The organism is Variovorax sp. PEI5 (genome assembly GCF_056679935.1).
Genome location: NZ_JBWXPH010000002.1, coordinates 412978 through 438082 on the forward strand (window position 1 = coordinate 412978; position 25105 = coordinate 438082).

Below are 25105 nucleotides of genomic sequence, written 5' to 3' on the forward strand. Positions count from 1 at the left end.
ACCGGTGTCGCCCCCTGCAAGGGGGTTGGCGCAGCGACACGACGTGCGCGAAGCCTGAGGGTGTACGTCATCCTCTGAACATCAGGAAGTTGAGCAGGAACACGTTGCACAGCAGCAGGGTCAGCGCCGTCGGGATCTGGGCGCGGATCACGGCGTTCTTGTCGGGCAGCTCCAGCAGCGCGGCCGGCACGATGTTGAAGTTGGCCGCCATGGGCGTGAGCAGCGTGCCGCAGTAGCCCGACAGCATGCCGATCGCCGCCATCACGGCCGGGTCGCCGTGGTACATGCCCACCAGCACCGGCACGCCGACGCCGCCGGTCATCACCGGGAAGGCCGCGAAGCCGTTGCCCATGACGATGGTGAACAGCGCCATGCCGATCACATACACCGCGACGGCGAAGAAGCGCACGTCCATGTTGATGTAGCTGGTGGTGATGTGCGCGACGGCCTTGCCGACGCCGGCATCGGAGAACACGAGGCCCAGCATGCCCAGCATCTGCGGCAGCACCAGGGCCCAGCCCAGCGCATCGGTCAGGCGCCGCGATTCGCGGATGCCCTGCACCGGCGTCTCGTGCGTCAGCTTGCAGGCCAGCGCCAGCGCCACCACGCAGCCGATGCCCAGGCTGACCAGCGTGGTGTTGCGCGGGTCGAGCAACGGCGTGCCGCCGAACACCAGGTACTTGGCCGTCAGCGTGCCGATCATGGTGACCACCGGGATGGCCAGCGCCGGGATGAAGAGCTTGTTGCCCAGGCGCTTCGCGCTGTCGAGGTACTGCTGCGGCGTGCGGGCGACGTGGCCGCCGATGCCCACGCCGCCGAAGGCCGCGATCAGCGCCATGACGACCACGCCGACGCCGACCCACACCGGCGGCACCAGGTCGCCGACCAGGAACACCAGCGAATACAGGCCCCAGAAGAAGGCGCTGGAATAGCGCCGCGTGTGCTGGCGGTCGGCCAGCGTCATGAGGGCGGTGATCGCGAGGATCGCGCCGACGAGATAGTAGAGGTGGACGATGGAGAGCGTCATGTCAGGCTCCCTTGTGGGCGGTGATCGTGGCGGCGGCGGTCGCCGGGAGGTCGGCAGGCGCGGCATCGGCGTTCAGCGTCGCCGGGCCGCCCTCCTGCAGGTCGCGTGCCAGGGAGCGGTCCAGCAGCCACAGGCGCCAGGCGTGGATGACGAAGGCGCAGATCGCCGTCGGGATGCCCCACAGCGCGACGTGGATCGGCTCGATGTCGATGCCGGCCTCGCGCAGGAAGGTGGTCATGAGCACGATGGCGCCGAAGGCCACGAAGATGTCCTCGCCGAAGAACAGGCCGACGTTGTCGGTCGCGGCGGCGAAGGCGCGCAGCTTGTAGCGCACCTTGTCGGTGAGCCGGCCATGGCGCGCCTCGGCGGCGCCCTCGGCCATCGGCGCGAGCAGCGGCCGCACCATCTGCGGGTGACCGCCCAGGCTGGTCAGGCCGATGGCCGCCGTCAGCTGCCGTGCGCCCAGGTAGACGATCAGCAGCCGGCCGACCGTGGCCGAGCGAATGCCGCTGATCCAGCGCTGCGCATGCTGGCGCAGGCCGTGGCGCTCCAGCAGGCCGATGACGGCCAGTGGCAGCAGGATGATCAGCGGCAGGTTGCGCGTCTTGATGAAGCCGGTGCCGATGGCCGCGAGGATGCGATCGACCGGGAAGTTGGCCGCGAAGGCCGTGACGATCGCCGTCACGACGACGACCAGCATCGGATTGAAGCGCAGCACGAAGCCCGCGATGATGACGGCGACCCCGATCAGGGGCCAGAGATTGATGGCAGTGGGCACGAAAGGCACTCCGGTTGGGATTCCTGAACGACTCGACCGGCGTTTTGGATTGGTGAGTCAGCGTGTTTTGATTGTTGAACAATCCGGCCAGAATTGCTCGCAAGTCGCATGCCAGTTCTTAGGTGATAACCCGTAGCTCGTTGAGCCCATCCGGGTGCGTCGGCGGCCCTCTGCTACAACCCTTGCGCCTCCCGGCGGAATTTCCGCTCCCGCTCCCGTCCCCTTGCCACCCCCTCCGAATGAGCCTGCCCGCGTCCCCTCCTCCCTTGCCGCAGACCCTGGCCGAACGCATCGCCGAGCAGTTGCGCCACAAGATCACGCGCGGCGAGTTCGCGCCCGGGCAGCGTCTGTCGGAGCAGGCGTTGAGCGACAGCCTCGGCATCTCGCGCAACACCCTGCGCGAGGTCTTCCGCATGCTGATCAAGGAGGGACTGGTGCGGCACGCGCTCAATCGCGGCGTGTTCGTCTCGGTGCCGGACATCGCGGCCATCATCGACATCTACCGCGTGCGGCGCCTGATCGAGTGCCAGGCCCTGGCCGGGGCCTACCCCTGCCATCCGGCGCACAAGAAGATGCGCGCGCAGGTCGATCGCGCGCTGGCCTGCCGCGCGGCGGGCGACTGGGTCGGCGTCGGCACCGCCAACATGGAGTTCCACATGGCGATCGTCGAGCTGGCCGACAGCGAACGCCTGAACCAGCTGTTCGCCTCCGTGCTGGCCGAGCTGCGCCTGGCCTTCGGGCTGCTGCGCGATCCGGAGATGCTGCACTCGCCCTATGTCGACATGAACGCGACCCTGCTGCGGCTGGTCGAGGCCGGCGATTTCGCCCAGGCGGCGGCGACGCTCAACGACTACCTGCTGCAGTCCGAGCGCATCGTGCTGGCGGTCTACGCCCGGCACATCGACGGCGAGGCGCAGAAGGGCTGAGCGTCCCCATCGACGCACCGGGTCTTCCCCGGTCGAAACTGTATGAAACCCCAGTATCATCGATGCCAACGCAGGCACCGGTCGATGCGCCGGTTCCGCCTGCGGCCCCACCGTGTTCAAGCCCCGCGCACCCGGTCGCGACGACCGGGGTGCCGGAAGATCTGGAAGTGCCGACCGCATGAGCGATATCGATCAAATGTCCCGGGACGAGTTGTGGGCCCTGGCCTGCGAATGGCGCCGGCGGGCCCTGCGTGGCGACAAGAGCGCGCACGGGCCGGCGCACCTGCACGAGGTGGCCTGGCGCCGCCGCTTCGGCGAGGCGAGCTCCGCCGCCGCCGACCTCAAGGAGCTGCGCCCGCTGGCGGTGCTGGCCACCAAGGAACGCTGGCGTCCCTGGTGAGGCGGCCATGGCGCCACGTCGAGACCGGGCCCGCATCAGCGAGACAGCCCCGTGCCGGCGTCCACCGCGAGCGGCTTTCGGAGCGCTTCGCCAAGCGCGTTCGAGAGATAGCGCCAATTCCTGACAACCTCGAGCCGGTCCGCTTCACACGCTCGGGACTTTCACAAGGAGGCCGATCCATGAACGAGAGCGTCTATCGTCGTCTGTGCATGACTTCGGTCTGCGGCGCCATCCTCATCCCGGTCACGATGGCCCTGGTCTCGCGCGTCGCGGCGGGGCCGGACGACCGCGTGGCATCGTCCGATGCAACCGCCGTCGTGGCCCTGGCTCCGGCCGCCGCGCCGGCGACGCGACCATCCACCGCCAGCGCGCGCGCGACGACCTTCCCGCGTTCCGCGTCCACGCCCGCGCCCGCACCCACGAACAAATGACAGGAGACCTCCCGATGTCCAGCACCCCGCAGAGCAAGCACCCCTCGACCGATCTCGCCAAGGAGTCCGCCGCCGGCGAAGAGGATCCGGGCGCCGCGATCGATTCGCAGCCCGTGAGCGCGGGCGACGAATCGCCCCCCGGCACGCCCGGTACCGCCAAGGGACCATGTCCGGAATGCGGCGGTTCCGGCCGCTCGGAGACCGGCGGGCGTTGTCCGATGTGCGATGGCATCGGCACGGTGACGGTCAACGTCGGCGACGCCTGACGTCCGGCGCCCGCACCTGAGGTCGGTAGCGGGCGGCCAGGCGGCCAGGCGGCTGACGTCGCGGCTCCGAGCGAACTCGCCTTTCAGGCCGAAGCGTTGCCGCGCACCAGTCGCTCGAAGAAGTCCTCACCACCCATCTGTCCGCCCTTGAGCGCGATCTCCAGGCCGTCGAGCGCGTCGTGATCGGCATGCAGCCGGCACAGGGCGATGCCGGGCGCCAACTGGGCTGCATACGACAGTCCCCAGGCATCCAGCGCCTGCACGGCATGGCTGGAGGTGTCGCCGCCAGCGATGCCCACGCGCGACAGCGGCACGGCGGCCAGCACGCGGGCCAGCAGCTCCCCACCCACGCGAGCCAGCGCGCGCGCCGAGAGGCCGGCCTCGGCCGTGGGCGCCGAGCCCGGGCTGGAATCCGCTCCGGGCCGCACGGTGCAGGCCAGCACATGGCGACCCTGCGCCAGACGCCACGCGATGTCGACGCCGGCATCGATCCGCGCGCCGGCGTCATCGATCAGCCGCGCCGGATCGAGCCACACCTTGTCGAAGGAATGGGCGGCGGCGACCTGCCGCGCCGTGATCGGCGACAGGCTGCCGGCCAACGCGAACACCGGCCCACGCGCCGGCGCCACCGTGGCGTGGCCGGGCGTGCCATGCGCGTAGCGCGGCGCCAGGGCCTGTACCACGCTGCTCGGCCCGACCGCCAGCAGCGAGGCCACTTCGACGACCGGTCGCAGCAAGGCCTCGATGGCCGCCAGGTGGGTGTTGTCGCCGACGTCGAACAGCACCGCGTCGGGCCTGGGCGACAGCGCGCGCCGCAGCGCGTCGTCGCCCTCGGGCGCCGTGCCCGGCGAACCCGCATAGGCCGGATAGGGCAGCGAGCGCACGTCCGCCAGTCCCTGCGCCGCCAGGTGGCGCCGCAGGTCGGACTCGTGCATCGGCGTGACCGGATGCCGGCTCATGGTCGGATGGCGATCGATGCGATGCACCGCGCCGCCGCTGCCGGCCGCCGCGAACAGGTGGCCGAACAGGCAGTAGCGCTCCAGGTCCGGCTGGCCGCCGACGATGGCGGCCCAGGATGTGTCGACCGCCGCCTGCAGGGTCTCGATCGCCACGCCGATGCTGCCGACCTCCGGCGCGCTGTCGAAGGTGGAGCAGGTCTTGTAGTGCAGCACGCGGGCGCCCAGCCGGCGGAACAGGGCCGCCACCGGCGCCAGTTCGATGCGCATCTCGTCGGGCGGCATCGAGCGCGCCGCGCCGGCGATGCCCAGGCAGTCGAGCGGCCCGGCGGCGGCGATGCGCGCCGCGGTCGGCGGTCGCAGGAACAGCAGCGTGCGCAGGCCGGCACGGGCGGCGGTGGCCAGCGTGTCGGTGGCGCCGGTGAAGTCGTCGCCATAGAAGACGATGCCGGGGCCGGCCATCGGCGCGCTCCTCGGCGTGCTCATCGGCCGTCGAAGAAAGCCAGTGCCGATGCCAGCTCGGGCGCGCCGCGCGCCGCCTCGGCCAGTGGCGTGCCGGCACGCGCGGCGGCCCAGGCCTGGCGGATGCTGGTGACGCCGGCGGCCGGGCCCTGCGGATGCGCCAGGATGCCGCCGCCGGACATGAACAGCAGGTCGTCGTTGCCGATCGCGGCCCAGGTCGCGGGCACGGTGCCGGCCCACTGGCCGGACGAGAAGGCCGGCATGACGCGATCGTCGAGGCCCTCGGCCAGCGGCGTGAAGCAGTCGCGCGCCGACTCGATCACCTCCTCGTCGGGTTGCGAGAACTTGCCCTGCAGGCCATGCACGTGCATGTGGTCGACGCCGGCGAGCCGCCACAGCGTCTGGTAGGCCTGGAACGAGATGCCCAGCAGGGGATGGCGCGACAGCGCGCCGAAACCGTTGCGGTGGCCATGCAGCGCCAGCGGCGTGTGACGGCGCAAGGTCTGGATGCCGGCGTGGCCGCACCAGTTGAGGCTGGCCATCACGCAGGAACCGCCCTCGCGCTCGACCAGGTCGGCATGGCGCTTCATGGCATCGGTCTCGTCGGTGATGTTGAAGGCCACCATCACATGCCTGCCGCTGCGTTCCTGGTGCGCGCGCACCGCCGCCATCACGGCCGGCACGCGCTCGGCCAGGGGGGCGTGGTCGGGGTCGGCGCAGACCTCGTCGTCCTTGATGAAGTCGACCCCGGCGGCGCACAGGCGGGCCACCAGCTCGGCGGTCTCGGTCGCCGAGAAGCCGACATTGGGCTTGATGATGGTGCCCACCAGCGCGCCGGTGGCCACGCCGGTGACGCGGCGGGTGCCGGCGATGCCCAGGCGCGGCAGCTCGAAGCGCGCGCGGTAGGCGGCCGGCACGTGCACGGTCTCCAGCCGCAGGCCGCTGACCTCGCCCAGGTCGTAGAGGTTGCCGGCGACGGTGGCCGCCAGCGTCGGCAGGTTGGCGCCGATGTTGGCGACCGGGAACGACAGCTCGATGCGCGCGCGGCGCCACGGCCCGCGCGCGCCCAGACGTTCCAGGCGCGCGTTGGGCAGGCTCGGCGCCGCCGCCGCGTCCAGCTCGACGATCGACTCGACCGTGGCGCGGGCGCGCCGGCGCAGGGCGTCGGTCTCGCCCTCGACGCGGGCGAAGGTGCCGCACGACTGCTCGCCGGCCATGATCTCGGCGACCTTCTCCGGCGCCTCCGGGGTCTCGATCAGGTAGCTCGCGCGGACGCGGTCCATCGGGGTGCCGCTCACAGTGCGCCCAGGTCGGGGAACGGACGCACCGGGTCGGTCACGCCGTCCCAGGTCGTCGACGATTCGCGGATCAGGTCGAACATGCGGCCCTTGGGTCCGGCGACCTCCGACAGCTCGATCACCGTGCCGGGGTGGTATTCCGTGTCGAAGTAGATGAAGCGGCCGCGCGCGCCGACCTCGCCGCTCATCTTGGGCTTGAAGCCCTGCGCCAGCAGGCGCTCGACATCGGCGTCGTAGTTCTGCGTCCAGTAGGCGACGTGCTGCAGCCCGGTGCGGCCGGCGCGCAGGAAATCGCGGTACATGGAGGGCACGTCGTTGCGCGTCTGGATCAGCTCGACCTGCACGAAGCCCGAGTTGGCCAGGGCCACCGAGTTGTGCGGCTCGTAATGCTGGCCGTCGTACTCGTAGTTGACGATCGGCACCCGGGGGTTGTAGTACCAGGGCCCGACGCCCAGGGTCTCGCTCCAGTAGGCCATGGCGGCCTCGATGTCGTGCACGACGTAGCCCAGCTGGCGGATCTCTCCGAAATGGCGGCTCATGATGGTTCTTCGGTTGTTGTTGTGGGAGTGCGGGAGGTGCGGGGTGGCGCGGTCGACGGCGTCACTTGGCCAGGAAGCCGATCGAGAACCAGGGGATCGCCGCGACCAGCACCAGGCCGACCAGCAGCGCGACCATGTAGCCGCCGATGTAGCGGATGCCCTCGTTGGGATCGACCTTGGCGACGGCGCAGGCGCCGTAGTAGCCGACGCCGATGGGCGGGGCGAACAGGCCGATGCCCATGGCGAAGATCACGACCATGGCGTAGTGCACCGGATGCACGCCGGCCGCCTGGGCGATCGGGAACAGCAGCGGGCCGAACAGCACGATCGCCGGGATGCCCTCCAGTACGCAGCCCAGCACGATGAAGGCCAGGATGGAGATGGCGAGGAAGCCGTAGGAGCCGCCCGGGATGGCGCCCATCCAGCGCGCCAGGTCGGTCGAGAAGCCCGACTGCGTCAGGCCCCACGCCATGGCGGTGGCGCAGCCGACGATGAACATGATGGCGCCGGAGAGCGAGGCCGTCTCCACCAGCATCGGCCGCAGCCGCCGCCAGTCGAACTGCCGGTAGATCAGCAGCCCGGCGAGCACCGAATACACGATGCCGATGGTCGAGACCTCGGTGGCGGTGGCCACGCCCTCGACCACCGCCGCGCGGATCACGAAGGGCAGCAGCACGGCCGGCAGCGCGATCAGCAGGAAGCGGCCGATCTGCCCCCACGAGAAGCGCATCACGGCGCTCAGGTCCTCCTTGCGATAGCGCCACCAGACCACGCTGCACAGGCACAGGCCGAGCACCAGCGCGGGCACCATGCCGCCGGTGAACAGGGCCGCGATCGACACCCCGGTGACCGAGCCGATGGTGATCAGCACGATCGACGGCGGGATGGTCTCGGTCTGCGCGCCGGTGGCCGACAGCAGCGCCACCAGGTCGCCGGGCTTCGCGCCACGCTTCTTCATCTCCGGGAACAGCACCGGCGCGATGGCCGCCATGTCGGCGATCTTGGAGCCGGAGATGCCCGAGACCAGGTACATCGCGCCGATCAGCACATACGACAGGCCGCCGCGCACATGGCCCAGCAGGCTGGCCAGGAACTGGATCATGGCCTTGGCCATGCCGGTCATCTCGATCAGTGCGCCCAGGAAGATGAACAGCGGCACCGCCAGCATGATGAGGTGGCTCATGCCCTCGTCCATGCGCCCGACCATCACCACCATCGGCGTCGAGGTGGTGAGCGCCAGGTAGCCGAAGGTCGCCAGGGCGAAGGAGAACGCGATCGGCACGCCGGAGAAGACATTGACCGCCACCACCACCAGGAAGAAGACGATCAGGTTGAGCTTGCCGAGCGAGGCGAAGACCGGCCGGGCGAGCCAGAAGGCGGCCACCACCAGCGCCACGGCGCCGAGCGTGAGCGCGATCTCGCGCCCGCTCGACAGCCGCGCCAGCCGCAATGCGCCGAACACCAGCATCAACGCCACGCCGACCGGGATGGCCGCCGCGCGCCAGGCATTGCTGACCTCCAGCGCGGGCGTGACGATGAAGGCCTCGTCGGCGGCGTATTCGTAGGCCGGCCAGAGCACCAGCGCCAGGAAGGCCAGCGAGGCGGCGATGGCCAGCGCCTCCAGCAGGCGCCGCGCCGCCGGGCCGACCTTGCCGACCACGGCGGTCATGCGCATGTGCTCGCCGCGCCGCAGGGCCACCACGGCGCCGAGCATCGACAGCCACAGGAACAGGATCGAGGCCAGTTCGTCCGACCAGACCAGCGGCGTGTGGAAGACATAGCGCGCCAGCACGCCGGCGAACAGCACGACGATCTCGGCCAGCACCAGCGCGGCGGCCAGGCTCTCGACGAGCAGCCCGAGCGGGCGGTCGATGCGCGCGGCGAGACCGGCGAACGGGTTGGCGGGCGCGGCGCCGGGGGGGACGAGCGCCTCGGGAGCGGTGGCGAGCGACATCGGCGGCTCAGGCCAGCTTGCCCACGCTCTGCTCGAGCAGGCCCCAGGCCTCGTCGCCGAAGCGGCCCTTCCACTCGCCATAGAAACCCGACTCGCGCAGCTTGGCGCGGAAGCTGTCGGGCGCCGGCCGGTTGATCGCCAGGCCCTTGGACTGGAGGTCGGTGACCACCGATTCGTTGAGCTTCCTGATGTCGTCGCGCTGCTTCAGGCCGGCCTCGTTGATGGCCGCGGCCACGATCGGCTTGAGGTCGGCCGGCAGGCCGTCCCAGGCACGGCCGTTGGCGATGAACCAGTAGCCGTCCCAGATGTGGTTGGTCAGCGAGGCGAACTTCTGCACCTCGTAGAGCTTGGCCACCTGGATGATGGGCAGCGGGTTCTCCTGGGCGTCGACGATCTTGGTCTGCAGCGACGAGTAGACCTCGCTGAACTGCAGGCTGGCCGGCGCCGCGCCCAGGCTCTTGAACATCGAGATCGACAGCGGGCTCACCGGCACGCGGATCTTCAGACCGTCGAGGTCCTTGGCCGAGGTGACCGGCGCCTTCGAGCTGGTGGTCTGGCGGAAGCCGTTGTCCCACATCTTCTCGAAGGCATAGAGCCGCGTCTTGGAGATGGCCGCGCGCACGTGGGCGCCGAGCTTGCCGTCCATGGCCGACCAGACCTGGTTGTAGTCGGAGAAGGCGAAGCCGATGGCGTTGATGGCCGCGACCGGCACCAGCGTGGCGATGACCAGGGCGGAGGGCGTGAAGAACTCGATGCCGCCGGAGCGCACCTGGGCCAGCATGTCGGTGTCGCCGCCGAGCTGGTTGTTGGGGAAGATCTTGATCTCGACCCGGCCCTTGGTCTCGCGGGCGATGCGCTCGACCGCCTCCTGCGCGCGCACGTTGAGCGGGTGCGTCACCGGCAGGTTGTTGCCGTACTTCCACGAGAACTCGGCCGCGCGGGCGAAGCGCGGCACGGCCGTGACGACGCTGGCGGCGGGCAGGGCGGAAAGCGTGCGCAGGGCGCTGCGGCGGGTGATCGAATCCATGGAGTGTCTCCGTTGTGTAGTTGATGCCTTTTGATGCATCATGACCGAAAGGTCTGCGAACGATAGGGACACCTCGTCGCAGCGTCAAACAATTCAAATGATGGTTTTTGATCGATGAGGGTTAACCCCGACCCGGCTGGCACCGCCGCCGACAGCCCCACCGGCCGCGCTCGCGTGGTCGACATCGCGCGCGCCGCCGGGGTCTCCACCGCCACGGTCGACCGCGTGCTCAACAAGCGCCCCGGCGTGCGCGACGCCACGGTGCAGCGCGTGCTCAAGGCCGCCGGCGAGCTCGACTACCTGCCCGAGCAGGCGCTCTATGCCGCGCTGGCGCCGCAGCCGCTGCGCCTGAGCGTGCTGCTGCCGGCCGGCACCAACCGCTTCATCCGCATGCTGGGCGACATGGTGGGCTATTCGCAGGAGCACTGGGCGCCCTTCAACGTGCGCTGCCGGGTCGAGTTCATCGAGAGCTTCGACCCCCACGAACTGGCGGCGGCGCTGCGACGCCATGGCAAGCGCAGCGACGGCATCGCCGTGATGGCGCTCGAGCATCCGGCGGTGCGCGAGGCGGTGACCGAGCTGGCGGCGCAGGGCGTGTCGGTGATCACGCTGATCTCCGACCTCTCCAATTCACCGCGCGTGGCCTACATCGGCCTGGACAACCGCGCCGCCGGACGCACGGCCGGCTACCTGATCGGCCGCTTCATCGGCGCGCGCAGCGCCCAGGTGGCGCTGATCGCGGGCAGCCTGAGCTATCGGGCGCACGAGGAGCGCGAGGCCGGCTTCCTGCACGTCATCGACGAATTGTTCCCCCAGCTGTCGGTGGTCGGCCTGCGCGAGGGCCACGACGACGCCGAGCAGAACTACCGCCAGACGCGCGCCCTGCTCGACCAGCATCCCGAGCTCGGCGGGATCTACAACATCGGCGGCGCCTCCGATGGCGTGGCGCGCGCGCTGAAGGAAGCCGGCCGCGACCAGAAGGTGGTCTTCATCGGCCATGGCCTGACGCCCGACACCCGCGCCCTGCTGATCGACGGCAGCCTCGACGCGGTCATCACGCAGAGCCCGCACACCACGCTCATGAACTGCGTGCGCATCTTCACCAACCTGCGCGACGGCCGCGAAACCCTCAGCGGTGTGGAGAACACGCGCAGCCAGGTGATCTTCCGCGAGAACCTGCCCTGAGGAGGCGCCCTCCGGGCGCGGCCGGTGGCATGGCCCGGGGGATCCCGATGCCCCGCCTCGACAAAAAACGCTGGATCTTTTGACCCAGCGCACAGGTCGCGTGTACACTTTTAATGAGAACGGTTGCTATTCCTATTAGCGTTACAGGCATCGCGACCGCATCACCGCTCCACTCGTTTCGGGGCGCTCCGGCGCCTTCCGGGTCCCTCGCGGACCCGGGCCGGATTTCGTCACGTGCTTTCCTTTCGCGTCATCGTCGTCTCCATGCATCCCTCCCGTGCCTCGTTCCTGCCCGTCCGTCCTCCTTTCGCCACCCGTCCGCTGACGCGGCGCATCCACCGCGCCCTGGGGGCCTTCCTGGCCCTCGCGGCGGCCGGCGTCGCCGCGCAGACGAACCCGGCGGCCACCGGCGCCGGCGTCACCGGAGGCACCACCAGCAACACCAGCAACACGACGCTGCAGGAAGTGGTGGTGACCGATCAGGCAGAAGCCATCGGCGGCCTGCAGAAGACCTACTCGGGCGGCCAGTTCGCGCGCGGCGGCAGCCTGGGCATCCTGGGCATCACCGATCTGATGAACGTGCCCTTCAGCACCACCAACTACACCTCCGAGCTGATCGAGAACCAGCAGGCGCAGTCGATCGCCGACGTGGTCATGAACGATGCCTCGGTGCGCACCCTGGCCTCGCGCGGCGGCTATGGCGACGACTTCCAGATCCGCGGCTTCGCCGTCGGCGCCCGCGACGTCAGCATGAACGGCCTGTTCGGCCTGGCGCCGGCCACTCGCATCCCGCTGGAGATGATCGAGCGGGTGGAAGTGCTCAAGGGCCCGGGCTCGCTCACCAATGGCGTCGGGCCCAATGGCAGCATCGGCGGCACCATCAACGTGGTGACCAAGCGCGCCGCCGACGTGCCATTGACGCGCCTGACCACCACCTACATGGGCAAGGCGCAGTTCGGCACGCACCTGGATGTCGGCCGCCGCTTCGGCGAGGACAACCAGTGGGGTGTCCGCGCCAATGGCGTCTGGCGCAATGGCGAAGGCAACATCGACGGCGGCCGGCAGCGCCTGGGCCTGGGCTCGCTGGGCATCGACTACGCGGGCAACCGGCTGCGCTGGTCGCTCGACGCGCTGACCACCAGCGGCAGGACGACGGATTTCCGGCCGCAGATCGCCTTCCGCAACGGCATCACCCAGATCCCGGCGGTGCCGGACAACCGCTCCACCTTCTATCCCGGCGCCGACCTGACGGACAAGGCGAAGACGCTGATGTCGCGCCTGGAGTTCGACATCGACGGCAACACCACGCTCTATGGCGGCATCGGCTACAGCGACGTGTCGACCGACCAGAACTTCCCGACCGCCGTCACGCGCCCGGTCGACCTGCGCCCCAACACGCTGGGCAATTTCTCGGTCAGCAACGGCTACTACGACGAGTACAACAAGACCACCTCCGGCGAGATCGGCCTGCGCACGCGCTTCAGGACCGGTGCCGTGGGCCACTCGCTGGTGGTGGCGGCCAACCGCATGGATCGGGAGACCGGCTACTTCTACCGGCTGACCACCGCTTCCGTGGCATCCAACCTCTACAACCCGGCGGCGCTGCCGCCGATCGACTTCGCGCGCCAGGATCCGGCGAAGACGGCCGACCTGTCGCAATACAGCCTGGCGGTCGCCGACACGATGTCGTTCCTCGACGATCGCGTGCTGCTCACGCTCGGCCTGCGCGACCAGACCATCGACCAGAAGAGCGTCAACGGCTCCACGCCCTACGACGCCAGCGCCGTGACGCCGCTGGTCGGCCTGGTGTTCAAGCCGCGCCAGAACATCTCCGTCTACGGCAACTACACCGCCGGCCTCACCGCCGGTGGCATCGCCGGCCCCACGACCGCCAACCGGGGCGAGGTGTTCGCGCCGCAGAAGTCCAAGCAGTACGAGGTCGGCGTCAAGGCGGACTGGGGCACGCTCACGACGCAGGCCGCCGTCTACCAGATCACGCGCCCGAACTCGCTCACCGATCCGGCCACGCAGATCTACAGCTTCGGCGGCGAGCAGCGCAATCGCGGCCTGGAACTGACCACCTACGGCGAGATCCAGCGGGGCCTGCGCGCCATGGCCAGCGCCTCGTTCAACGATGCCAAGCTGACCCGCACCACCGGCGGCCTGAACCAGGGCAACGACGCCAACGGCGTGCCGGACCACACCTTCAACGTCGGCCTCGACTGGGACACGCCCTGGGTGCCGGGCCTGAGCCTGAACGGCCGGGTCATCAGCACCTCCTCGCTCTACTACGACGCCGCCAACCTGCTGCGCATGCCGAGCTGGACGCGGGTCGACATCGGCGCGCGCTACGCCACGCGGGTGGCGGGACGGCCGGTGCTGCTGCGCGCCAACCTGGAGAACGTGGCCAACAAGGCCTACTGGGTGACCAGCACCTATGTGACCGTGGGCGCGCCGCGCACGCTGATGCTGTCGGCCTCGATCAGCTTCTGAGCGCCCCGCCCGCTCCCTCGAGACCCCGCACGATCCTCATGACCCTCTCGACTCCCATGACCCGCTCCGCCCTCCGCGCCCTGGGCGCCCTCGCCCTGCTCGGCGCCGCCGCCGCCACGCATGCCCACCAGATCTGGATCGAGCAGCCCGCCGGCCAGAAGACCGCCATCGTGCGCTTCGGCGAGTTCGGCGAGAACCTGCGCGAGGCCTCGCCCGGCTCGCTCGACAAGTTCGGCCGGCCCACCGCGACGCTGCTGTCGGCGGGGGGCGACCGCGAGAGCCCGGCGCGCAAGTCGGCCGATGGCTTCGCCCTGCCCTTCGGCGCCGTCCGGGGCGATGCCATCGTGGCCGAGGACGCGGACTATCCGCTCTACACCTGGAAGCAGGGCGAGCGCGAGACCCAGAACCGCTACTACCCGGCCGCGCGCCTGGTGACCCGGCTGGAACCCCAGCCGCCCCGGCTGACGCTGGACCTGGTGCCGATCAGCGACCAGGGCGAGTTCCGGCTGTTCTTCAAGGGCGAGCCCCGGCCCAGGACCAAGGTCACGCTGGTCACGCAGTCCGGCTGGGCCAAGGAGGCCCAGACCGACGCCCAGGGCCTGGTGAGGTTCGACATGCCCTGGAGGGGCACCTACGTGGCCGAGGTCAGCGTCAACGACCGCAGCGCCGGCGAGCGACCCGGCGCCAACGGACCGGAGCGCTTCGAGGGCACCAGCTACGTCACCACGCTGACCTACGTCAAGGCCGACGGCGTGGCCCCGATCCCCGCCGCGCCCACCGCCACGCCACACCCGTGATCCGCCGGTTCGCGCAACGCGTGCTCGCCGCCGGCCCGCTCATCTCGCGCATCGTGGCGGCCGTGCTCGGCGGCTATGCCCTGGCCGCCCTGGCCAGCGTGGCCATGCTGGCGCTGCCGGTGAGCCGCGCGCAGGCCGTGCTCGCCGGCATGCTCATGAGCTTCGCCGTCTACACCGGCGCGGTGGTCTGGGTGTTCGCGGTGCGCAGCGCCCGGCGCGCCTGGACCGGCCTGCTGTGCGTGGCGACGCCGCTGATGGCCGCGGCCTGCAGCGTGTGGTTCGCCCCGCCGCTGCGCTGAGGAGACCGACCGATGCCGGCGCCTTCCCCGACCGCCCCCGCTGCCTCCCCTCCTTCCGCCGCGCCCAGACCGCGCGGCATCCGCCAGACCATGTCCGAGCTCCACACCTGGACCGGGCTGCTGCTGGGCTGGGTGCTGTATGCGATGTTCCTGACCGGCAGCGTCAGCTACTTCAAGGACGAGCTCTCGCAATGGGCGCGGCCCGAGCTGCCCTTCCGCGCCGACCTGCCCGACCCGGCCGTGGCGGCGCAGCGCGTGGCCGGCGAGCTGGCCCGCGTCGCGCCCGGCAGCCCGCAATGGAGCATGCGCATGCCCGATGCGCGCAACGACGCCGTGGCGGTGTTCTGGCGCACCACGCCCACCACCCCGGGCCGGCGCAGCTTCGCCGAGGGCAGCTTCGACCCCGTCACCGGGCAGCGCGTGGCGGCGCGCGACACCCTGGGCGGCGAGTTCTTCTATCGCTTCCACTTCCAGTTCCACTACATGCCGGTGCTGTGGGGCCGCTGGCTGGCCGGCGCCGCGGCCATGTTCATGCTGGTGGCGATCGTCAGCGGCGTGATCACGCACAAAAAGATCTTCGTCGACTTCTTCACCTTCCGCTGGGGCAAGGGGCAGCGCTCCTGGCTCGACGCGCACAACGCGCTGTCGGTGTTCGGGCTGCCCTTCCACCTGATGATCACGTACACCGGGCTGGTCACGCTGATGGCGCTCTACATGCCGTGGGGCGAACGGGCGGCCTTCGACGGCCCGGCCGCGCGCCAGCAGATGACGCGCGAGCTCAGCGCCTTCATCCAGCCCGGCCGGCCCAGCGGCACGGCCGCGCCGCTGGCGCCGCTCGACGCCATGGTGCGCACGGCCCAGGAACGCTGGGGCCCGGGCGATGTCGGCCGCGTGACGGTGACGCAGGCCGGCGACGCGGCGGCGCGCGTGGCCGTCGTGCGCGGCGATCCGGGCCGCGTCTCGACCAGTCCGCAATACCTGCTGTTCGATGGCGTCAGCGGCCAGTTGCTGGAGACGCACGACCGCGTCGGCCCGGCGGCGCAGACGCGCGGCGTGATGGTCGCGCTGCACATGGGGCGCTTCAGCGACCTGTCGCTGCGCTGGCTGTATTTCGTGGTCAGCCTGGCGGGCACGGCGATGGTCGGGACGGGGCTCGTGATGTGGACCGTCAAGCGACGCGCCAAGCTGTCCCGGCCGGACCGGCGGCATCCCGGCTTCTGGCTGGTGGAGCGGCTCAACATCGCCGCCATCGCCGGCTTGTCGATCGCCATGGCGGCCTTCCTGTGGGCCAACCGGCTGCTGCCGGCCACGCTGGCGCAGCGCGGCGACTGGGAGATCCAGGTGTTCTTCATGGCCTGGGGCGCCTGCCTGCTGCATGCCGCCTGCCGGCCGGCGAAGCGGGCCTGGATCGAGCAGCTGTGGCTGGCCACCGCCGCGCTGGCGCTGCTGCCGGTGCTCAATGCCCTCGTCACGACGCGGCCGTTGTGGCGCAGCATCGCCGAGGGCGATGGCGTGTTCGCCGGCGTCGACCTGGTGCTGTGGGCGCTGGCGGGGCTGCATGCCGTGCTGGCCCTGCGCGCGGCGCGTCATGCGCCGGTGGTGCCGGCCGGCCGGCGAGCCCGCCCGGGTGCGAGCGGACGGGCCGAGGGGGGTCTGGCATGACGCACGCCTGGCTGCTGGCGACCAGCGTCGCCGGCTTCGCGGCCCTGGCGCTGGCGACCGAACGTCAGCAGGAAGAGCTGCTGGGGCGGGTCCTGACGGCCGCGCGCTCGCGCCTGCTGCGCGCCACCGGCTGGCTGCTGCTGGGCGCCGCGCTGCTGGTGGCGGTGCGCGGCTGGGGCTGGGGCTTCGCTCTGGTGGCGTACTGCGGCCACCTCAGCCTGGCGGCCGGGGTGGTGTACGCCACCGCGTTGGCGATGGCGCGCCGGCGCGTCACTCGGGCCGGATCTGGCCGTCGCGGATGACCTTGCCCATGCGCTCGGTCTGCTGCTGGATGAACTTCGCGGTCTCGACCGGGCCGCCCGGGAAGGCTTCGCCACCGACGCTGGCGATGCGCTCGCGCACGTCGGGCGCGGCCAGCGCGCCGCGCAGCGCCTCGCCCAGCCTGGTGGCGATCGCCGGCGGCACGCCCGCGGGCAGGAACATGCCGTTCCATTCGTAGGCCTCGGCGTTGGACACGCCGGCCTCGGCCAGCGTCGGCACGTCGGGCAGCGAGGGCGAACGGCGCGCTGCCATCACCGCCAGCGGATGCAGCTTGTTCGACTTGATGTTGGCCAGCGAGGAGCCGATGTTGGCGACATAGACCGGCACATGGCCGCCCATCACGTCGGCCATCGCCGGGCTGCCGCCCTTGTAGGGGATGTGCACCATGCGGACCTGGGCCCGCTGCAGGAACTGCTCGGTCGCCAGGTGCTGGGTCGAGCCGGTGCCCGGCGAGGCATAGGACACGGCATCGGGCGCGGCCTTGGCCATGGCGACCAGTTCCTTGACCGACCTGGCCTGGAAGTTGGGCGTGGTCACCAGCACCAGCGGGAACACCCCCAGGATGCCGACCGGCGTGAAGGCCTTGGCCGTGTCGTAGGGCAGCTTGGGGAACAGCGTCGGGTTGATGGCGTAGCCACCGCCGTCGACCATCACGGTGTAGCCATCGGGCTTGCTGCGCGCCACCACCGCCGCGCCGATCTGGCCGGCGCCGCCGCCGCGGTTCTCGATCACCACCGACTGGCCCAGCGTCGCGGCCATCTTGGGCGCGACCAGGCGCGCGAGCATGTCGGCCGCGCCGCCGGCGGGATAGGTGACGACGAGCGTGATCGGCTTGCTGGGCCAGGTGTCCTGGGCCGGGGCGGCGAAGGGCAGCGTGCACAGCGCGGCGACCGCGAGCGTGGAGAGTTTCAGGCGAAAAGTCATGATCGATCTCTGACGAGTCCTTGGTTCTTGGAAAAACTGGAAAAGGTGATGGATGCGGGGCCGGCGCGGTCCGGCGTTCAGGCGGCGGCCGAGGCGGCTGAAGCGACCGGGTCCGTCGGGTCGGCCGAGGCGGCCGGGGCGGCCCCGGCGATCTCGAGCTCGAGGCCGGACTCGCGCAGCCGCTGCACCGCCGCGCCGGACAGGCCGTCGTCGGTGACGACGAGGTCGAACTCGCCCAGCGCGGCGACCCGATAGGTGCCATAGGTGCCGTACTTCGCGCCGGTGGCCAGCAGCACGCGCTGCGAGGCGATCTCCATCGCCGCGCGCTTGACCTCGACCTTGGGCGCCGAGGGCGTGGTGACGCCGCGTTCGAGGTCCCAGGAGCTGGCCGACAGGAACGCGATGTCCGCCACCAGGCGGCGCAGGGTCGCCGCGGCCAGCGGGCCGATGCTGGAGCCGTTGCGGTGGTCGAGCACGCCGCCGGTGTGGATCACGGTGACGCCCGGGTGGTCCGACAGGGCCAGCGCGGTGCGGAAGTCGTTGGTCAGCACGGTCATGTCGGCCAGCCCGACCAGGAGCGGGATCAGGCAGGCGGTGGTGGTGCCGGCATCCAGGTACACCGTCATGCCCGGCTTGAGCAGCGGCGCGACGTGCGCCGCGATGGCCTGCTTCTGCGGCTGCTCGGTGACCGACTTGGCCTGGTGGCTGGGCTCGCTGACCATGTGGCTGGCGATGCGCACGCCGCCCGGGATCGCATAGACGCGGCCGCTCTCTTCCAGCGCGGCGACGTCGCGGCGCACCGTCATGTGCGAGCAGCCCAGCAGCTCGGTCAGCTGGTGGACGCTCAGCACCTGGTGCTGGCGCAGCTGCCGCACGATCATCTCGCGCCGCTGCTCCGGGATCAGCGTGGCGACGCGGCCGGCGCGCTCGTCGGCGGCGCGGCCGGCGGCCAGGCCGTCGATGCCGTCATCCATGGCGGACGTCGGCATCCCGCAGGCCGCTCAGCCAGGCATCGCGCAGCGCCGGGTCGTCGCCCTGGATGTCGTCGAGGCCGATCAGCGCGCCGGCCGGGATCTCGCGCGCGGTGGTCGCATGGGCGGCCAGGTAGAGCGGCGCGACATCGGCCGGCGCCTCGGCGCGCGACAGCAGCACCGGCTTGACGCCGGTCACGTCGTGGTGGTGGCCGCCCATGCGCAGCACCGTGCCGGCGGGGATGGTCTGGATCGCGCGGCCGGCCAGGACCGCATGCTGCGCCGGCCGGGCGCTGCCGGAGGCGCGGCCGTGCAGCACGGCGTTGAGCAGGCTGATCGGCGTCTCCACGCCCATGAAGTGATAGGGCAGGTACATGCAGGCATAGCGGCCGTCGCGGCTGACGACGTGGCCCTTCTGGGCCAGCATCTGCCAGGTCGGCGCATCGCCGGTGCGCACGACGACGAACACGCCGCCGGCGAAGCTGGCCTCGCCCGGCAGGCGCAGCACGTTGAAGACATCGATCGCGCCGGGCCGGCCGATGATGCCGCCATGCTCGCGCAGCGCGTAGATGTCGGCCAGCTCCGAGATCCGCGCCACCGGATAGTGCATGGCCTCGACATCGGCGACGAGGCCGGTGTTCGACGCCACCACGGCCATCTCGCAGTAGTCGGCGGTGGCGCCGGTCTTGAGGCCGCCGAGCGCGGCGCGGCGGGCCGCCAGCGTGGCGGGGATGTCGTCGCCCAGGGTCAGCAGGCCGGACAGCGCCGGCGCCGAGATCGTCTCGTCGAGCTGGCGCAGGGTGCCACTGGCCGGGTCGTACACGAGGTCGTACTCGCCCGACTTGCCGGCCGCGACGATCTCCAGCCCCAGCGTGCGGGCCCAGGTGACCCAGCCGATCAGGTTGGCCGGCTGGTCGCCGTCGGCGGTGGTGTAGACCACGCCACGCGCGGCGGCGCGGCGCGCCATGGCGACCCCGCCGACGGTGTCGACCTCCTTGCTCACCATCGCCACGTGGCGGCCGGCGTCGATCGCCTCGCAGGCCACGCGGTGGCCGACCTTGGGATTGCCGGTGGCCTCGACCAGGATGTCGTGCGGCACGTCGCGCAGCAGGCCGGCATCGGCGACCAGGCGGATCGCATCGGCCGGCGCGGCGGCGACCTGCGCGGCATCGTGGCATTCCACCAGCCGCGCCGGCGGGAAGCCGAGTTCCTCGCACAGGGCGCGCAGCCCGGGCAGGTCGAGATCGCACAGCGCGGCCGGCACCAGGCGCGGCATGAGGCGGGTCTGGGCCAGCAGGGTGCGGGCGAAGCCGCCCTTGGCTCCCGTCAAGGTGAAGCGCACTTCGCGTTGGGGTTGATCGGCGAACAGGAGCTCGAAGTTCATGGGGAGAGGCTTTCTGGGACGGATGAGGAACGGCGTTCGACCCGCATTATTCACAAAACCTCACAAGGAATCACAAATAACGACTTCTCCTTGTGAATTCCTGGGGCATCTCGTACCATTTCTTCACACCACGTCGTATATTCGAACGAACTGAAAGACCCTCCATGGACCCGTTCAAACCCCTCCTGGGTTGCATCGCCGACGACTTCACCGGCGCCACCGACCTCGCCAATATCCTCGTGCGGGGCGGCATGCGCACCGTCCAGACCATCGGGGTGCCCTCGGACGCGCTGGCGGCCTCGCTCGACGCCGATGCCATCGTCATCGCGCTGAAGTCGCGCACCGCGCCGCGCGAGCAGGCCGTGGCCGAGAGCCTGGAGGCCTTGCGCTGGCTGCGCGGCCGGGGCTGCGCGCAGTTCTTCTTCAAGTACTGCTCGACCTTCGACTCCACCGCCGAGGGCAACATCGGCCCCGTGGCCGAGGCCCTGCAGGAGGCGCTGGGCACCGACTTCGCGATCGCCTGCCCGGCCTTCCCGGGCGCCGGCCGCACGGTCTACCTGGGCCACCTGTTCGTGCAGCAGAAGCTGCTGAGCGAGTCGGGCATGGAGAACCACCCCCTGACGCCGATGCGCGACGCCAACCTGGTGCGCGTGCTGCAGGCCCAGAGCCGGGCCCATGTCGGGCTGATCGCGCAGCCGGTCGTGGCGGCCGGCGCCGCTGCCGTGCGGGAGCGCATCGCGGCCCTGCGCGCCGACGGCGTACGCCTGGCCATCGCCGATGCCATCTCCGATGCCGACCTGGTCGCCCTGGGCGAGGCCTGCGCCGATGCCCCGCTGGTGACCGGCGGCTCCGGCCTGGCGCAGGGCCTGCCGGCCAACTTCCGCCGCCAGGGCGCCCTGCGCGCGACCGACGACGCCGCCCGCCTGCCGACGATCGCCGGCCCGGCCGTGGTGCTGTCGGGCAGCGCGTCGAGCGCCACCAACGGCCAGGTCGCGGCCTGGCTGCGCGCCGGCCGGCCGGCCTTCCGCGTCGATCCTCTGGCGCTGGCGCGTGGCGAGGCCGTGGTCGAGATGGCGCTGGACGCCATCGGCGCCCGGCCCGACGCGACGACGCTGGTCTACGCCACCACCCCGCCCGACGAGGTGCGCCGGGTCCAGGCCGAGCTCGGCGTGGCGCGCGCCGGCGCCCTGATCGAGGAAGCGCTGGGTGCCATCGCGGCGCGGCTGCGTGACCGCGGCACGCGCCGCTTCGTGGTCGCCGGCGGCGAGACCTCGGGCGCGGTGATCCAGGCCCTGGGTCTGCAGGCCCTGCGCATCGGGCGCCAGATCGATCCGGGCGTGCCGGAGACGCAGTCGCTGGGCGACGCGACCGCGCTGGCCGTGGTCCTGAAGTCCGGCAACTTCGGCGGCGAGGACTTCTTCGACAGGGCCCTGCGCCATCTCGACGGAGCCGTCGCATGACCGGCGCGTCGGCGGAATCGCGGCTGCGCGAGGAGATCGCCGAGGTCGGCGCCAGCCTGCACGCGCGGGGCTACACCACCGGCACGGCCGGCAACATCAGCGCCCGGCTGCCCGATGGCTGGCTGATCACGCCGACCGACGCCTGCCTCGGCCGGCTCGATCCGGCGCGGCTGTCGAAGGTCGGCAGCGGCGGCGACTGGCTCTCCGGCGACCGGCCGTCCAAGACCCTGGCGCTGCATCGCGGCATCTACGAGCGCAACACCGAGGCGCATTGCGTGCTGCACACCCACTCCACGCACCTGGTGGCGCTGACCCTGGCCGGCGTGCATGCCCCCGACGCGGTGCTGCCACCGATCACGCCCTACCAGGTCATGAAGATCGGTCGCGTGCCGCTGATCCCCTATGCGCGTCCCGGCGCGGCCGAGGTCGCCGAGCAGGTGGCCGCGCTGGCGGCCGATGTGCGCGGCGTGCTGCTGGAGCGGCTCGGCCCGGTGGTCTGGAGCTCGACCGTCTCGCGCGCCAGCCATGCGCTGGAGGAGCTGGAGGAGACCGCCCGGCTCTGGCTGATGCGCGAACTGCGTCCGGCGCCATTGACGACGGCCCAGGTCGCGGACCTGGAAGCGGCCTTCGGCGTGCGCTGGTGAGCCGGCGCGGTCAGGCGGCGTCCGCGAAGCGGCCGCGCTCGACCAGCAGCGCCTTCAGGTTGCGCACGCCCAGCCGCCGGAAGGCGCGGTACTGGTGGGTGCGCACCGTGGTCGCCTCCACCCCCATCGCGCGCGCCGCCTCCTTGGCCGTGCGGCCGGCCAGCAGGTGCCCCACCACCTCGCGCTCGCGCGGACCGAGCGCCGACAGCGCCGCCAGCGGCGGCCCCGCGCGCGGCGGGACATGGCCGCGCCCCGCCGTCGCGCCGCGTCCATGCGCCGCCACGGCATCGGCCAGCAGTCCCGCGTGGGCGCCGAGGCGCGCGAAATCCGAGGCATCGAACACCGGCTGCGCCAGGCTGCGATAGAAGTTGACGGCCGCGCGCTCGCCGCTCGGCAACAGCAGCAGGACCGAGGCGCGCTCGCGGATGCCGACATCGTCGTAGCAGGCGGTGCGATAGGCGGCATCGGCCAGCTCGTCGCCGCGGTGGTGTCCGATCCAGCGCTGCGGTGTCGCCGGCAGCGCCCGCTTCCCCAGCCAGACCATGTGCGGATCGCTGTGGTCGAAGCGCGCGGCGATGTAGCGCGCGGCGGTCCGTTCGGCCGCGCGGCCATAGCTGCTGGCGGCCGAGACCGTCTCCAGCCGGCCCGAGGCATCGACCGCGAACACCGTGCACAGGGTCACCGGCAGCACGCGCTGCATCGCCAGCAGGCAGTGCGCTGCCAGGCGGGGCGTGCCGATGCCGGCCATGACATCGGCGACCACGATGCTCGCCAGGGTCTCGGTGGAGCGGCCGACGCGCCAGCGTTTCATGGCGCGCGGGCCGGGACGGGAGGTCTTGGCATGTCATGACAAGTTAGGACATCGCGTGCCCGGCCGCATCGGGAGAATCCCGTTCCATGACCACCGACACCCTCTCCCCCCGGGCCCGCGCCGGCGACGCGGCCCAAGGCCCCTTGCCACCCCTGACCGATGGATCCGGCCTGCCGCCCGCCGTGGGCCGCTTCCGCTACACGCGCCACGCCCCCGTGATGCCGGCCTGCGTGGATGGCCGGGAGCCGGGCCGGCATCCGGTGGTGATCGCCGGCGGCGGACCGGTCGGGCTGGCGCTGGCGCTCGGCCTGGCCCGGCATGGCGTGCGCAGCGTGGTGCTGGAGGCCGACGACACGGTGTGCGTCGGCAGCCGCGCGATCTGCGTCTCGCGCCGCAGCTTGCAGATCATGGAACGCCTGGGCGCCCTGCCCGGCTTCCTGGCCAAGGGCCTGCCCTGGTCGGTCGGCCGCAGCTTCTACCGCACCGAGGAGGTGTTCCGCTTCGAGATGCCCGCCGATGCGCGCCAGACCCTGCCGCCGATGCTGAACCTGGCGCAGTACGACATCGAGCAATGCCTGCTCGATGCCATCGAGCGCCACGAGGCGGTCCATCCCGGCCTGATCGACCTGCGCTGGGGCACCGAGCTCACGCGACTGGAGCGCGAGGGCGAAGGCGACGGTGTCACGCTCGATGTGCGCAACGCGCTGGGTGGCTACCGGCTCCAGGGCGCCTGGCTGGCGGCCTGCGACGGCGGCCAGAGCTTCGTGCGCCGCTCGCTCGGGCTGGCGCTGGAGGGCGCGGCCTACGAAGGGCGCTATGTGATCGTCGACATCGAACTGCCCAGCGGCCACCCGACCGAGCGGCGCGCCTGGTTCGATCCGCCCTGGTACCGGGGCGGCACGGTGCTGATGCACCGCCAGCCGGACGACATCTGGCGCATCGACTACCAGCTGCGCGCCGGCGAGCGCACCGAGGACGCCTTGCGGCCCGAAGCGGTCGAGGCCTTCGTGCGGCGCCACCTGGAGGCCATCGGCGAGGGCCACCTGCCATGGCGCTGCGTCTGGACCTCGGTCTACCGCGCCGGCGCCATGACCCTGGCCGACTATCGCCACGGTCGCGTCCTGTTCGCCGGCAATGCGGCGCATGCGATGCCGATCTTCGGCGTGCGCGGCCTCAACTCCGGATTCGACGATGCCGACAACCTGGCCTGGAAGCTGGCCTGCGTGGTGCGGGGGCAGGGTGGCGACGCCCTGCTCGACAGCTACTCGCGCGAGCGCATCGCCGCCTTCCACGTCAATGCCGAGAACGCCATGCGCAGCACCGAATTCATGTCGCCGCCCTCGCGCGGCTTCGAGCTGATGCGCGAGGCCGCCCTGTCGCTGGCCGGCCGCCACCGGGGCATCGCGCAGCTGGTCAATCCGCGCCAGACCGAGGCGGTGCGCTATGCCGACTCGGCCCTGTCGAGCGCCGGCGACGCGCTGCCCGCCGGGCCACTGCCGGGCCAGGCGATGCCGGATCTCGCGCTGCCACAGGCGCCGGACATCGCGCGCGACCACCTGGCGCGTGGCGATGGCGCGGCTTTCATGCTGTGGGTCTTCGCCCCGGCGGGCGTCGACGATCCGGTGTCCGAGGCCGAGATCGCCACGGCGCGGCACGCCGCCGGCGTCGACCTGCCCCTGAGCGTTCGGCGCGTGACCGCTGCCGACGAGGCGCTACTGGCCGACCTCGGCGCGCGCGCCGGCGCGGTCTACCTGCTGCGGCCGGATGGCCACGTCGCGGCGCGCTGGCATCGCGTGACGGCCGGCGCGCTGGCCGCCGCGCTGCGCCGCGCCGTCGGCCGGCCCCAGGAGATCGCCGCATGAGCGCCCTGGCCCCCGAAGCCCGCGACCGCCTCTACGCCGACTGCGCGCGCGCCATCACCGAGGCCGGCACCGAGCGCGAGTCGCTGTTCCTGGCGCGTCTGGCGCTGCTGCTGTTCGAGCAGGTCGGCGACGAGGCGCGCTGCCGCGCGGCGCTGGCCGACGCGTTGCGCGAGCTGCCCGTACCATCGCTGTCCGCGACTCCCCACAACATCACAGGAGACTGAATTC

Annotated in this window: 25 protein-coding genes; 14 read left to right on the forward strand and 11 right to left on the reverse strand. The window is 71.4% G+C overall.

Annotated elements, in window-relative coordinates:
• Positions 1 to 67: 67 nt before the first annotated feature.
• Both AC1MLT_RS18385 and AC1MLT_RS18390 read right to left on the reverse strand, forming a co-directional pair.
• Positions 68 to 1027, reverse strand: coding sequence for a DUF979 domain-containing protein (locus AC1MLT_RS18385; protein WP_481035542.1), 960 nt, complete (start codon positions 1025 to 1027; stop codon positions 68 to 70).
• A 1-nt stretch (position 1028) separates the two neighbouring features.
• A complete protein-coding gene (locus AC1MLT_RS18390; RefSeq protein WP_481035543.1) occupies positions 1029 to 1805 on the reverse strand; it encodes a DUF969 domain-containing protein in 777 nt (258 codons plus the stop codon).
• A 239-nt stretch (positions 1806 to 2044) separates the two neighbouring features.
• Between AC1MLT_RS18390 and AC1MLT_RS18395 the strand changes: the two genes are divergently transcribed.
• The 4 genes from AC1MLT_RS18395 to AC1MLT_RS18410 all read left to right on the forward strand — a co-directional run bounded on the left by AC1MLT_RS18395 (position 2045) and on the right by AC1MLT_RS18410 (position 3828).
• Entirely contained in the window at positions 2045 to 2731 is a 687-nt protein-coding gene (locus tag AC1MLT_RS18395; RefSeq protein WP_481035544.1) for a GntR family transcriptional regulator, read from the forward strand.
• Positions 2732 to 2909: 178 nt separating this feature from the next.
• The gene (locus AC1MLT_RS18400; RefSeq protein WP_481035545.1) at positions 2910 to 3131 is read left to right on the forward strand and encodes a hypothetical protein; all 222 of its coding nucleotides are present in this window, start codon (positions 2910 to 2912) and stop codon (positions 3129 to 3131) included.
• A 179-nt stretch (positions 3132 to 3310) separates the two neighbouring features.
• Entirely contained in the window at positions 3311 to 3562 is a 252-nt protein-coding gene (locus AC1MLT_RS18405) for a hypothetical protein (protein WP_481035546.1), read from the forward strand.
• Positions 3563 to 3576: 14 nt separating this feature from the next.
• Complete coding sequence (locus AC1MLT_RS18410) at positions 3577 to 3828, forward strand: hypothetical protein (protein ID WP_481035547.1); 252 nt, start codon at positions 3577 to 3579, stop codon at positions 3826 to 3828.
• An 83-nt stretch (positions 3829 to 3911) separates the two neighbouring features.
• On the opposite strand, the gene AC1MLT_RS18415 is transcribed toward AC1MLT_RS18410, so the two are convergent.
• The 5 genes from AC1MLT_RS18415 to AC1MLT_RS18435 all read right to left on the reverse strand — a co-directional run bounded on the left by AC1MLT_RS18415 (position 3912) and on the right by AC1MLT_RS18435 (position 10064).
• Positions 3912 to 5270: a four-carbon acid sugar kinase family protein gene (locus AC1MLT_RS18415; RefSeq protein ID WP_481035549.1), complete on the reverse strand. Its 1359-nt coding sequence runs from the start codon at positions 5268 to 5270 to the stop codon at positions 3912 to 3914.
• On the reverse strand, positions 5267 to 6529 hold the full coding sequence (locus AC1MLT_RS18420; RefSeq protein ID WP_481035550.1) for a ribulose-bisphosphate carboxylase large subunit family protein: 1263 nt from the start codon (positions 6527 to 6529) through the stop codon (positions 5267 to 5269). The genes AC1MLT_RS18415 and AC1MLT_RS18420 overlap by 4 nt, the downstream gene beginning before the upstream one ends.
• A gap of 11 nt (positions 6530 to 6540) precedes the next feature.
• The gene (locus AC1MLT_RS18425; protein WP_481035552.1) at positions 6541 to 7083 is read right to left on the reverse strand and encodes a VOC family protein; all 543 of its coding nucleotides are present in this window, start codon (positions 7081 to 7083) and stop codon (positions 6541 to 6543) included.
• A gap of 61 nt (positions 7084 to 7144) precedes the next feature.
• Positions 7145 to 9037 (reverse strand): TRAP transporter large permease, encoded by a 1893-nt coding sequence (locus AC1MLT_RS18430; protein WP_481035554.1) that lies wholly within the window; start codon positions 9035 to 9037, stop codon positions 7145 to 7147.
• A 7-nt stretch (positions 9038 to 9044) separates the two neighbouring features.
• Positions 9045 to 10064: a TRAP transporter substrate-binding protein gene (locus tag AC1MLT_RS18435; RefSeq protein WP_481035555.1), complete on the reverse strand. Its 1020-nt coding sequence runs from the start codon at positions 10062 to 10064 to the stop codon at positions 9045 to 9047.
• 114 nt (positions 10065 to 10178) lie between these two features.
• Between AC1MLT_RS18435 and AC1MLT_RS18440 the strand changes: the two genes are divergently transcribed.
• The 6 genes from AC1MLT_RS18440 to AC1MLT_RS18465 all read left to right on the forward strand — a co-directional run bounded on the left by AC1MLT_RS18440 (position 10179) and on the right by AC1MLT_RS18465 (position 16802).
• A complete protein-coding gene (locus tag AC1MLT_RS18440) occupies positions 10179 to 11249 on the forward strand; it encodes a LacI family DNA-binding transcriptional regulator (RefSeq protein ID WP_481035557.1) in 1071 nt (356 codons plus the stop codon).
• 264 nt (positions 11250 to 11513) lie between these two features.
• Positions 11514 to 13742, forward strand: a complete 2229-nt coding sequence (locus tag AC1MLT_RS18445; RefSeq protein WP_481035558.1) for a TonB-dependent receptor — start codon at positions 11514 to 11516, stop codon at positions 13740 to 13742.
• Positions 13743 to 13798: 56 nt separating this feature from the next.
• Complete coding sequence (locus tag AC1MLT_RS18450; RefSeq protein WP_481035560.1) at positions 13799 to 14539, forward strand: cobalt ABC transporter substrate-binding protein; 741 nt, start codon at positions 13799 to 13801, stop codon at positions 14537 to 14539.
• The gene (locus AC1MLT_RS18455; protein ID WP_481035849.1) at positions 14539 to 14838 is read left to right on the forward strand and encodes a DUF3649 domain-containing protein; all 300 of its coding nucleotides are present in this window, start codon (positions 14539 to 14541) and stop codon (positions 14836 to 14838) included. Before AC1MLT_RS18450 ends, AC1MLT_RS18455 begins: the two co-directional genes overlap by 1 nt.
• A 90-nt stretch (positions 14839 to 14928) precedes the next feature.
• Positions 14929 to 16500: a PepSY-associated TM helix domain-containing protein gene (locus AC1MLT_RS18460; protein ID WP_481035561.1), complete on the forward strand. Its 1572-nt coding sequence runs from the start codon at positions 14929 to 14931 to the stop codon at positions 16498 to 16500.
• Complete coding sequence (locus AC1MLT_RS18465) at positions 16497 to 16802, forward strand: DUF3325 domain-containing protein (protein WP_481035563.1); 306 nt, start codon at positions 16497 to 16499, stop codon at positions 16800 to 16802. The genes AC1MLT_RS18460 and AC1MLT_RS18465 overlap by 4 nt, the downstream gene beginning before the upstream one ends.
• Here AC1MLT_RS18465 and AC1MLT_RS18470 read toward each other — a convergent pair.
• From AC1MLT_RS18470 to AC1MLT_RS18480, 3 genes are all read right to left on the reverse strand, one after another.
• Positions 16771 to 17745, reverse strand: a complete 975-nt coding sequence (locus AC1MLT_RS18470; protein WP_481035565.1) for a Bug family tripartite tricarboxylate transporter substrate binding protein — start codon at positions 17743 to 17745, stop codon at positions 16771 to 16773. The two genes, AC1MLT_RS18465 and AC1MLT_RS18470, sit on opposite strands and share 32 nt — an antisense overlap.
• Positions 17746 to 17822: 77 nt before the next feature.
• On the reverse strand, positions 17823 to 18626 hold the full coding sequence (locus tag AC1MLT_RS18475; protein WP_481035850.1) for a DeoR/GlpR family DNA-binding transcription regulator: 804 nt from the start codon (positions 18624 to 18626) through the stop codon (positions 17823 to 17825).
• Positions 18627 to 18711: 85 nt separating this feature from the next.
• Positions 18712 to 20100 (reverse strand): homoserine dehydrogenase, encoded by a 1389-nt coding sequence (locus AC1MLT_RS18480; RefSeq protein WP_481035567.1) that lies wholly within the window; start codon positions 20098 to 20100, stop codon positions 18712 to 18714.
• Between the two features lie 164 nt (positions 20101 to 20264).
• Here AC1MLT_RS18480 and otnK point away from each other — a divergent pair, with 164 nt between their 5' ends.
• Together otnK and otnC are read left to right on the forward strand one after the other, a co-directional pair.
• Positions 20265 to 21560 (forward strand): 3-oxo-tetronate kinase, encoded by a 1296-nt coding sequence (gene otnK / locus AC1MLT_RS18485; RefSeq protein WP_481035568.1) that lies wholly within the window; start codon positions 20265 to 20267, stop codon positions 21558 to 21560.
• Positions 21557 to 22204 carry a 3-oxo-tetronate 4-phosphate decarboxylase gene (gene otnC / locus AC1MLT_RS18490; RefSeq protein ID WP_481035570.1) on the forward strand — a complete coding sequence of 216 codons (648 nt, stop codon included), beginning with the start codon at positions 21557 to 21559 and terminating at the stop codon, positions 22202 to 22204. The genes otnK and otnC overlap by 4 nt, the downstream gene beginning before the upstream one ends.
• A 10-nt stretch (positions 22205 to 22214) precedes the next feature.
• Here the strand turns inward: otnC and AC1MLT_RS18495 are convergent, their stop codons facing one another.
• On the reverse strand, positions 22215 to 23015 hold the full coding sequence (locus AC1MLT_RS18495) for a helix-turn-helix transcriptional regulator (RefSeq protein ID WP_481035572.1): 801 nt from the start codon (positions 23013 to 23015) through the stop codon (positions 22215 to 22217).
• Between the two features lie 86 nt (positions 23016 to 23101).
• Between AC1MLT_RS18495 and AC1MLT_RS18500 the strand changes: the two genes are divergently transcribed.
• Both AC1MLT_RS18500 and AC1MLT_RS18505 read left to right on the forward strand, forming a co-directional pair.
• The gene (locus AC1MLT_RS18500) at positions 23102 to 24877 is read left to right on the forward strand and encodes an FAD-dependent monooxygenase (protein WP_481035573.1); all 1776 of its coding nucleotides are present in this window, start codon (positions 23102 to 23104) and stop codon (positions 24875 to 24877) included.
• The gene (locus AC1MLT_RS18505; protein WP_481035575.1) at positions 24874 to 25101 is read left to right on the forward strand and encodes a hypothetical protein; all 228 of its coding nucleotides are present in this window, start codon (positions 24874 to 24876) and stop codon (positions 25099 to 25101) included. The genes AC1MLT_RS18500 and AC1MLT_RS18505 overlap by 4 nt, the downstream gene beginning before the upstream one ends.
• Positions 25102 to 25105: the final 4 nt, after the last annotated feature.

Bases quoted from the DNA above. Each gene is read 5' to 3' on its own strand.
- AC1MLT_RS18405 (WP_481035546.1), top strand. From the start codon at position 3,311: ATGAACGAGAGCGTCTATCGTCGTCTGTGCATGACTTCGGTCTGCGGC.
- AC1MLT_RS18445 (WP_481035558.1), top strand. From the start codon at position 11,514: ATGCATCCCTCCCGTGCCTCGTTCCTGCCCGTCCGTCCTCCTTTCGCC.
- AC1MLT_RS18385 (WP_481035542.1), bottom strand. From the start codon at position 1,027: ATGACGCTCTCCATCGTCCACCTCTACTATCTCGTCGGCGCGATCCTC.
- AC1MLT_RS18495 (WP_481035572.1), bottom strand. From the start codon at position 23,015: ATGAAACGCTGGCGCGTCGGCCGCTCCACCGAGACCCTGGCGAGCATC.
- AC1MLT_RS18440 (WP_481035557.1), top strand. From the start codon at position 10,179: ATGAGGGTTAACCCCGACCCGGCTGGCACCGCCGCCGACAGCCCCACC.
- AC1MLT_RS18460 (WP_481035561.1), top strand. From the start codon at position 14,929: ATGTCCGAGCTCCACACCTGGACCGGGCTGCTGCTGGGCTGGGTGCTG.
- AC1MLT_RS18470 (WP_481035565.1), bottom strand. From the start codon at position 17,745: ATGACTTTTCGCCTGAAACTCTCCACGCTCGCGGTCGCCGCGCTGTGC.
- AC1MLT_RS18395 (WP_481035544.1), top strand. From the start codon at position 2,045: ATGAGCCTGCCCGCGTCCCCTCCTCCCTTGCCGCAGACCCTGGCCGAA.
- AC1MLT_RS18410 (WP_481035547.1), top strand. From the start codon at position 3,577: ATGTCCAGCACCCCGCAGAGCAAGCACCCCTCGACCGATCTCGCCAAG.
- AC1MLT_RS18430 (WP_481035554.1), bottom strand. From the start codon at position 9,037: ATGTCGCTCGCCACCGCTCCCGAGGCGCTCGTCCCCCCCGGCGCCGCG.
- AC1MLT_RS18465 (WP_481035563.1), top strand. From the start codon at position 16,497: ATGACGCACGCCTGGCTGCTGGCGACCAGCGTCGCCGGCTTCGCGGCC.
- AC1MLT_RS18420 (WP_481035550.1), bottom strand. From the start codon at position 6,529: ATGGACCGCGTCCGCGCGAGCTACCTGATCGAGACCCCGGAGGCGCCG.
- otnC (WP_481035570.1), top strand. From the start codon at position 21,557: ATGACCGGCGCGTCGGCGGAATCGCGGCTGCGCGAGGAGATCGCCGAG.
- otnK (WP_481035568.1), top strand. From the start codon at position 20,265: ATGGACCCGTTCAAACCCCTCCTGGGTTGCATCGCCGACGACTTCACC.
- AC1MLT_RS18500 (WP_481035573.1), top strand. From the start codon at position 23,102: ATGACCACCGACACCCTCTCCCCCCGGGCCCGCGCCGGCGACGCGGCC.
- AC1MLT_RS18435 (WP_481035555.1), bottom strand. From the start codon at position 10,064: ATGGATTCGATCACCCGCCGCAGCGCCCTGCGCACGCTTTCCGCCCTG.
- AC1MLT_RS18450 (WP_481035560.1), top strand. From the start codon at position 13,799: ATGACCCGCTCCGCCCTCCGCGCCCTGGGCGCCCTCGCCCTGCTCGGC.
- AC1MLT_RS18505 (WP_481035575.1), top strand. From the start codon at position 24,874: ATGAGCGCCCTGGCCCCCGAAGCCCGCGACCGCCTCTACGCCGACTGC.
- AC1MLT_RS18425 (WP_481035552.1), bottom strand. From the start codon at position 7,083: ATGAGCCGCCATTTCGGAGAGATCCGCCAGCTGGGCTACGTCGTGCAC.
- AC1MLT_RS18400 (WP_481035545.1), top strand. From the start codon at position 2,910: ATGAGCGATATCGATCAAATGTCCCGGGACGAGTTGTGGGCCCTGGCC.
- AC1MLT_RS18475 (WP_481035850.1), bottom strand. From the start codon at position 18,626: ATGATCGTGCGGCAGCTGCGCCAGCACCAGGTGCTGAGCGTCCACCAG.
- AC1MLT_RS18480 (WP_481035567.1), bottom strand. From the start codon at position 20,100: ATGAACTTCGAGCTCCTGTTCGCCGATCAACCCCAACGCGAAGTGCGC.
- AC1MLT_RS18415 (WP_481035549.1), bottom strand. From the start codon at position 5,270: ATGAGCACGCCGAGGAGCGCGCCGATGGCCGGCCCCGGCATCGTCTTC.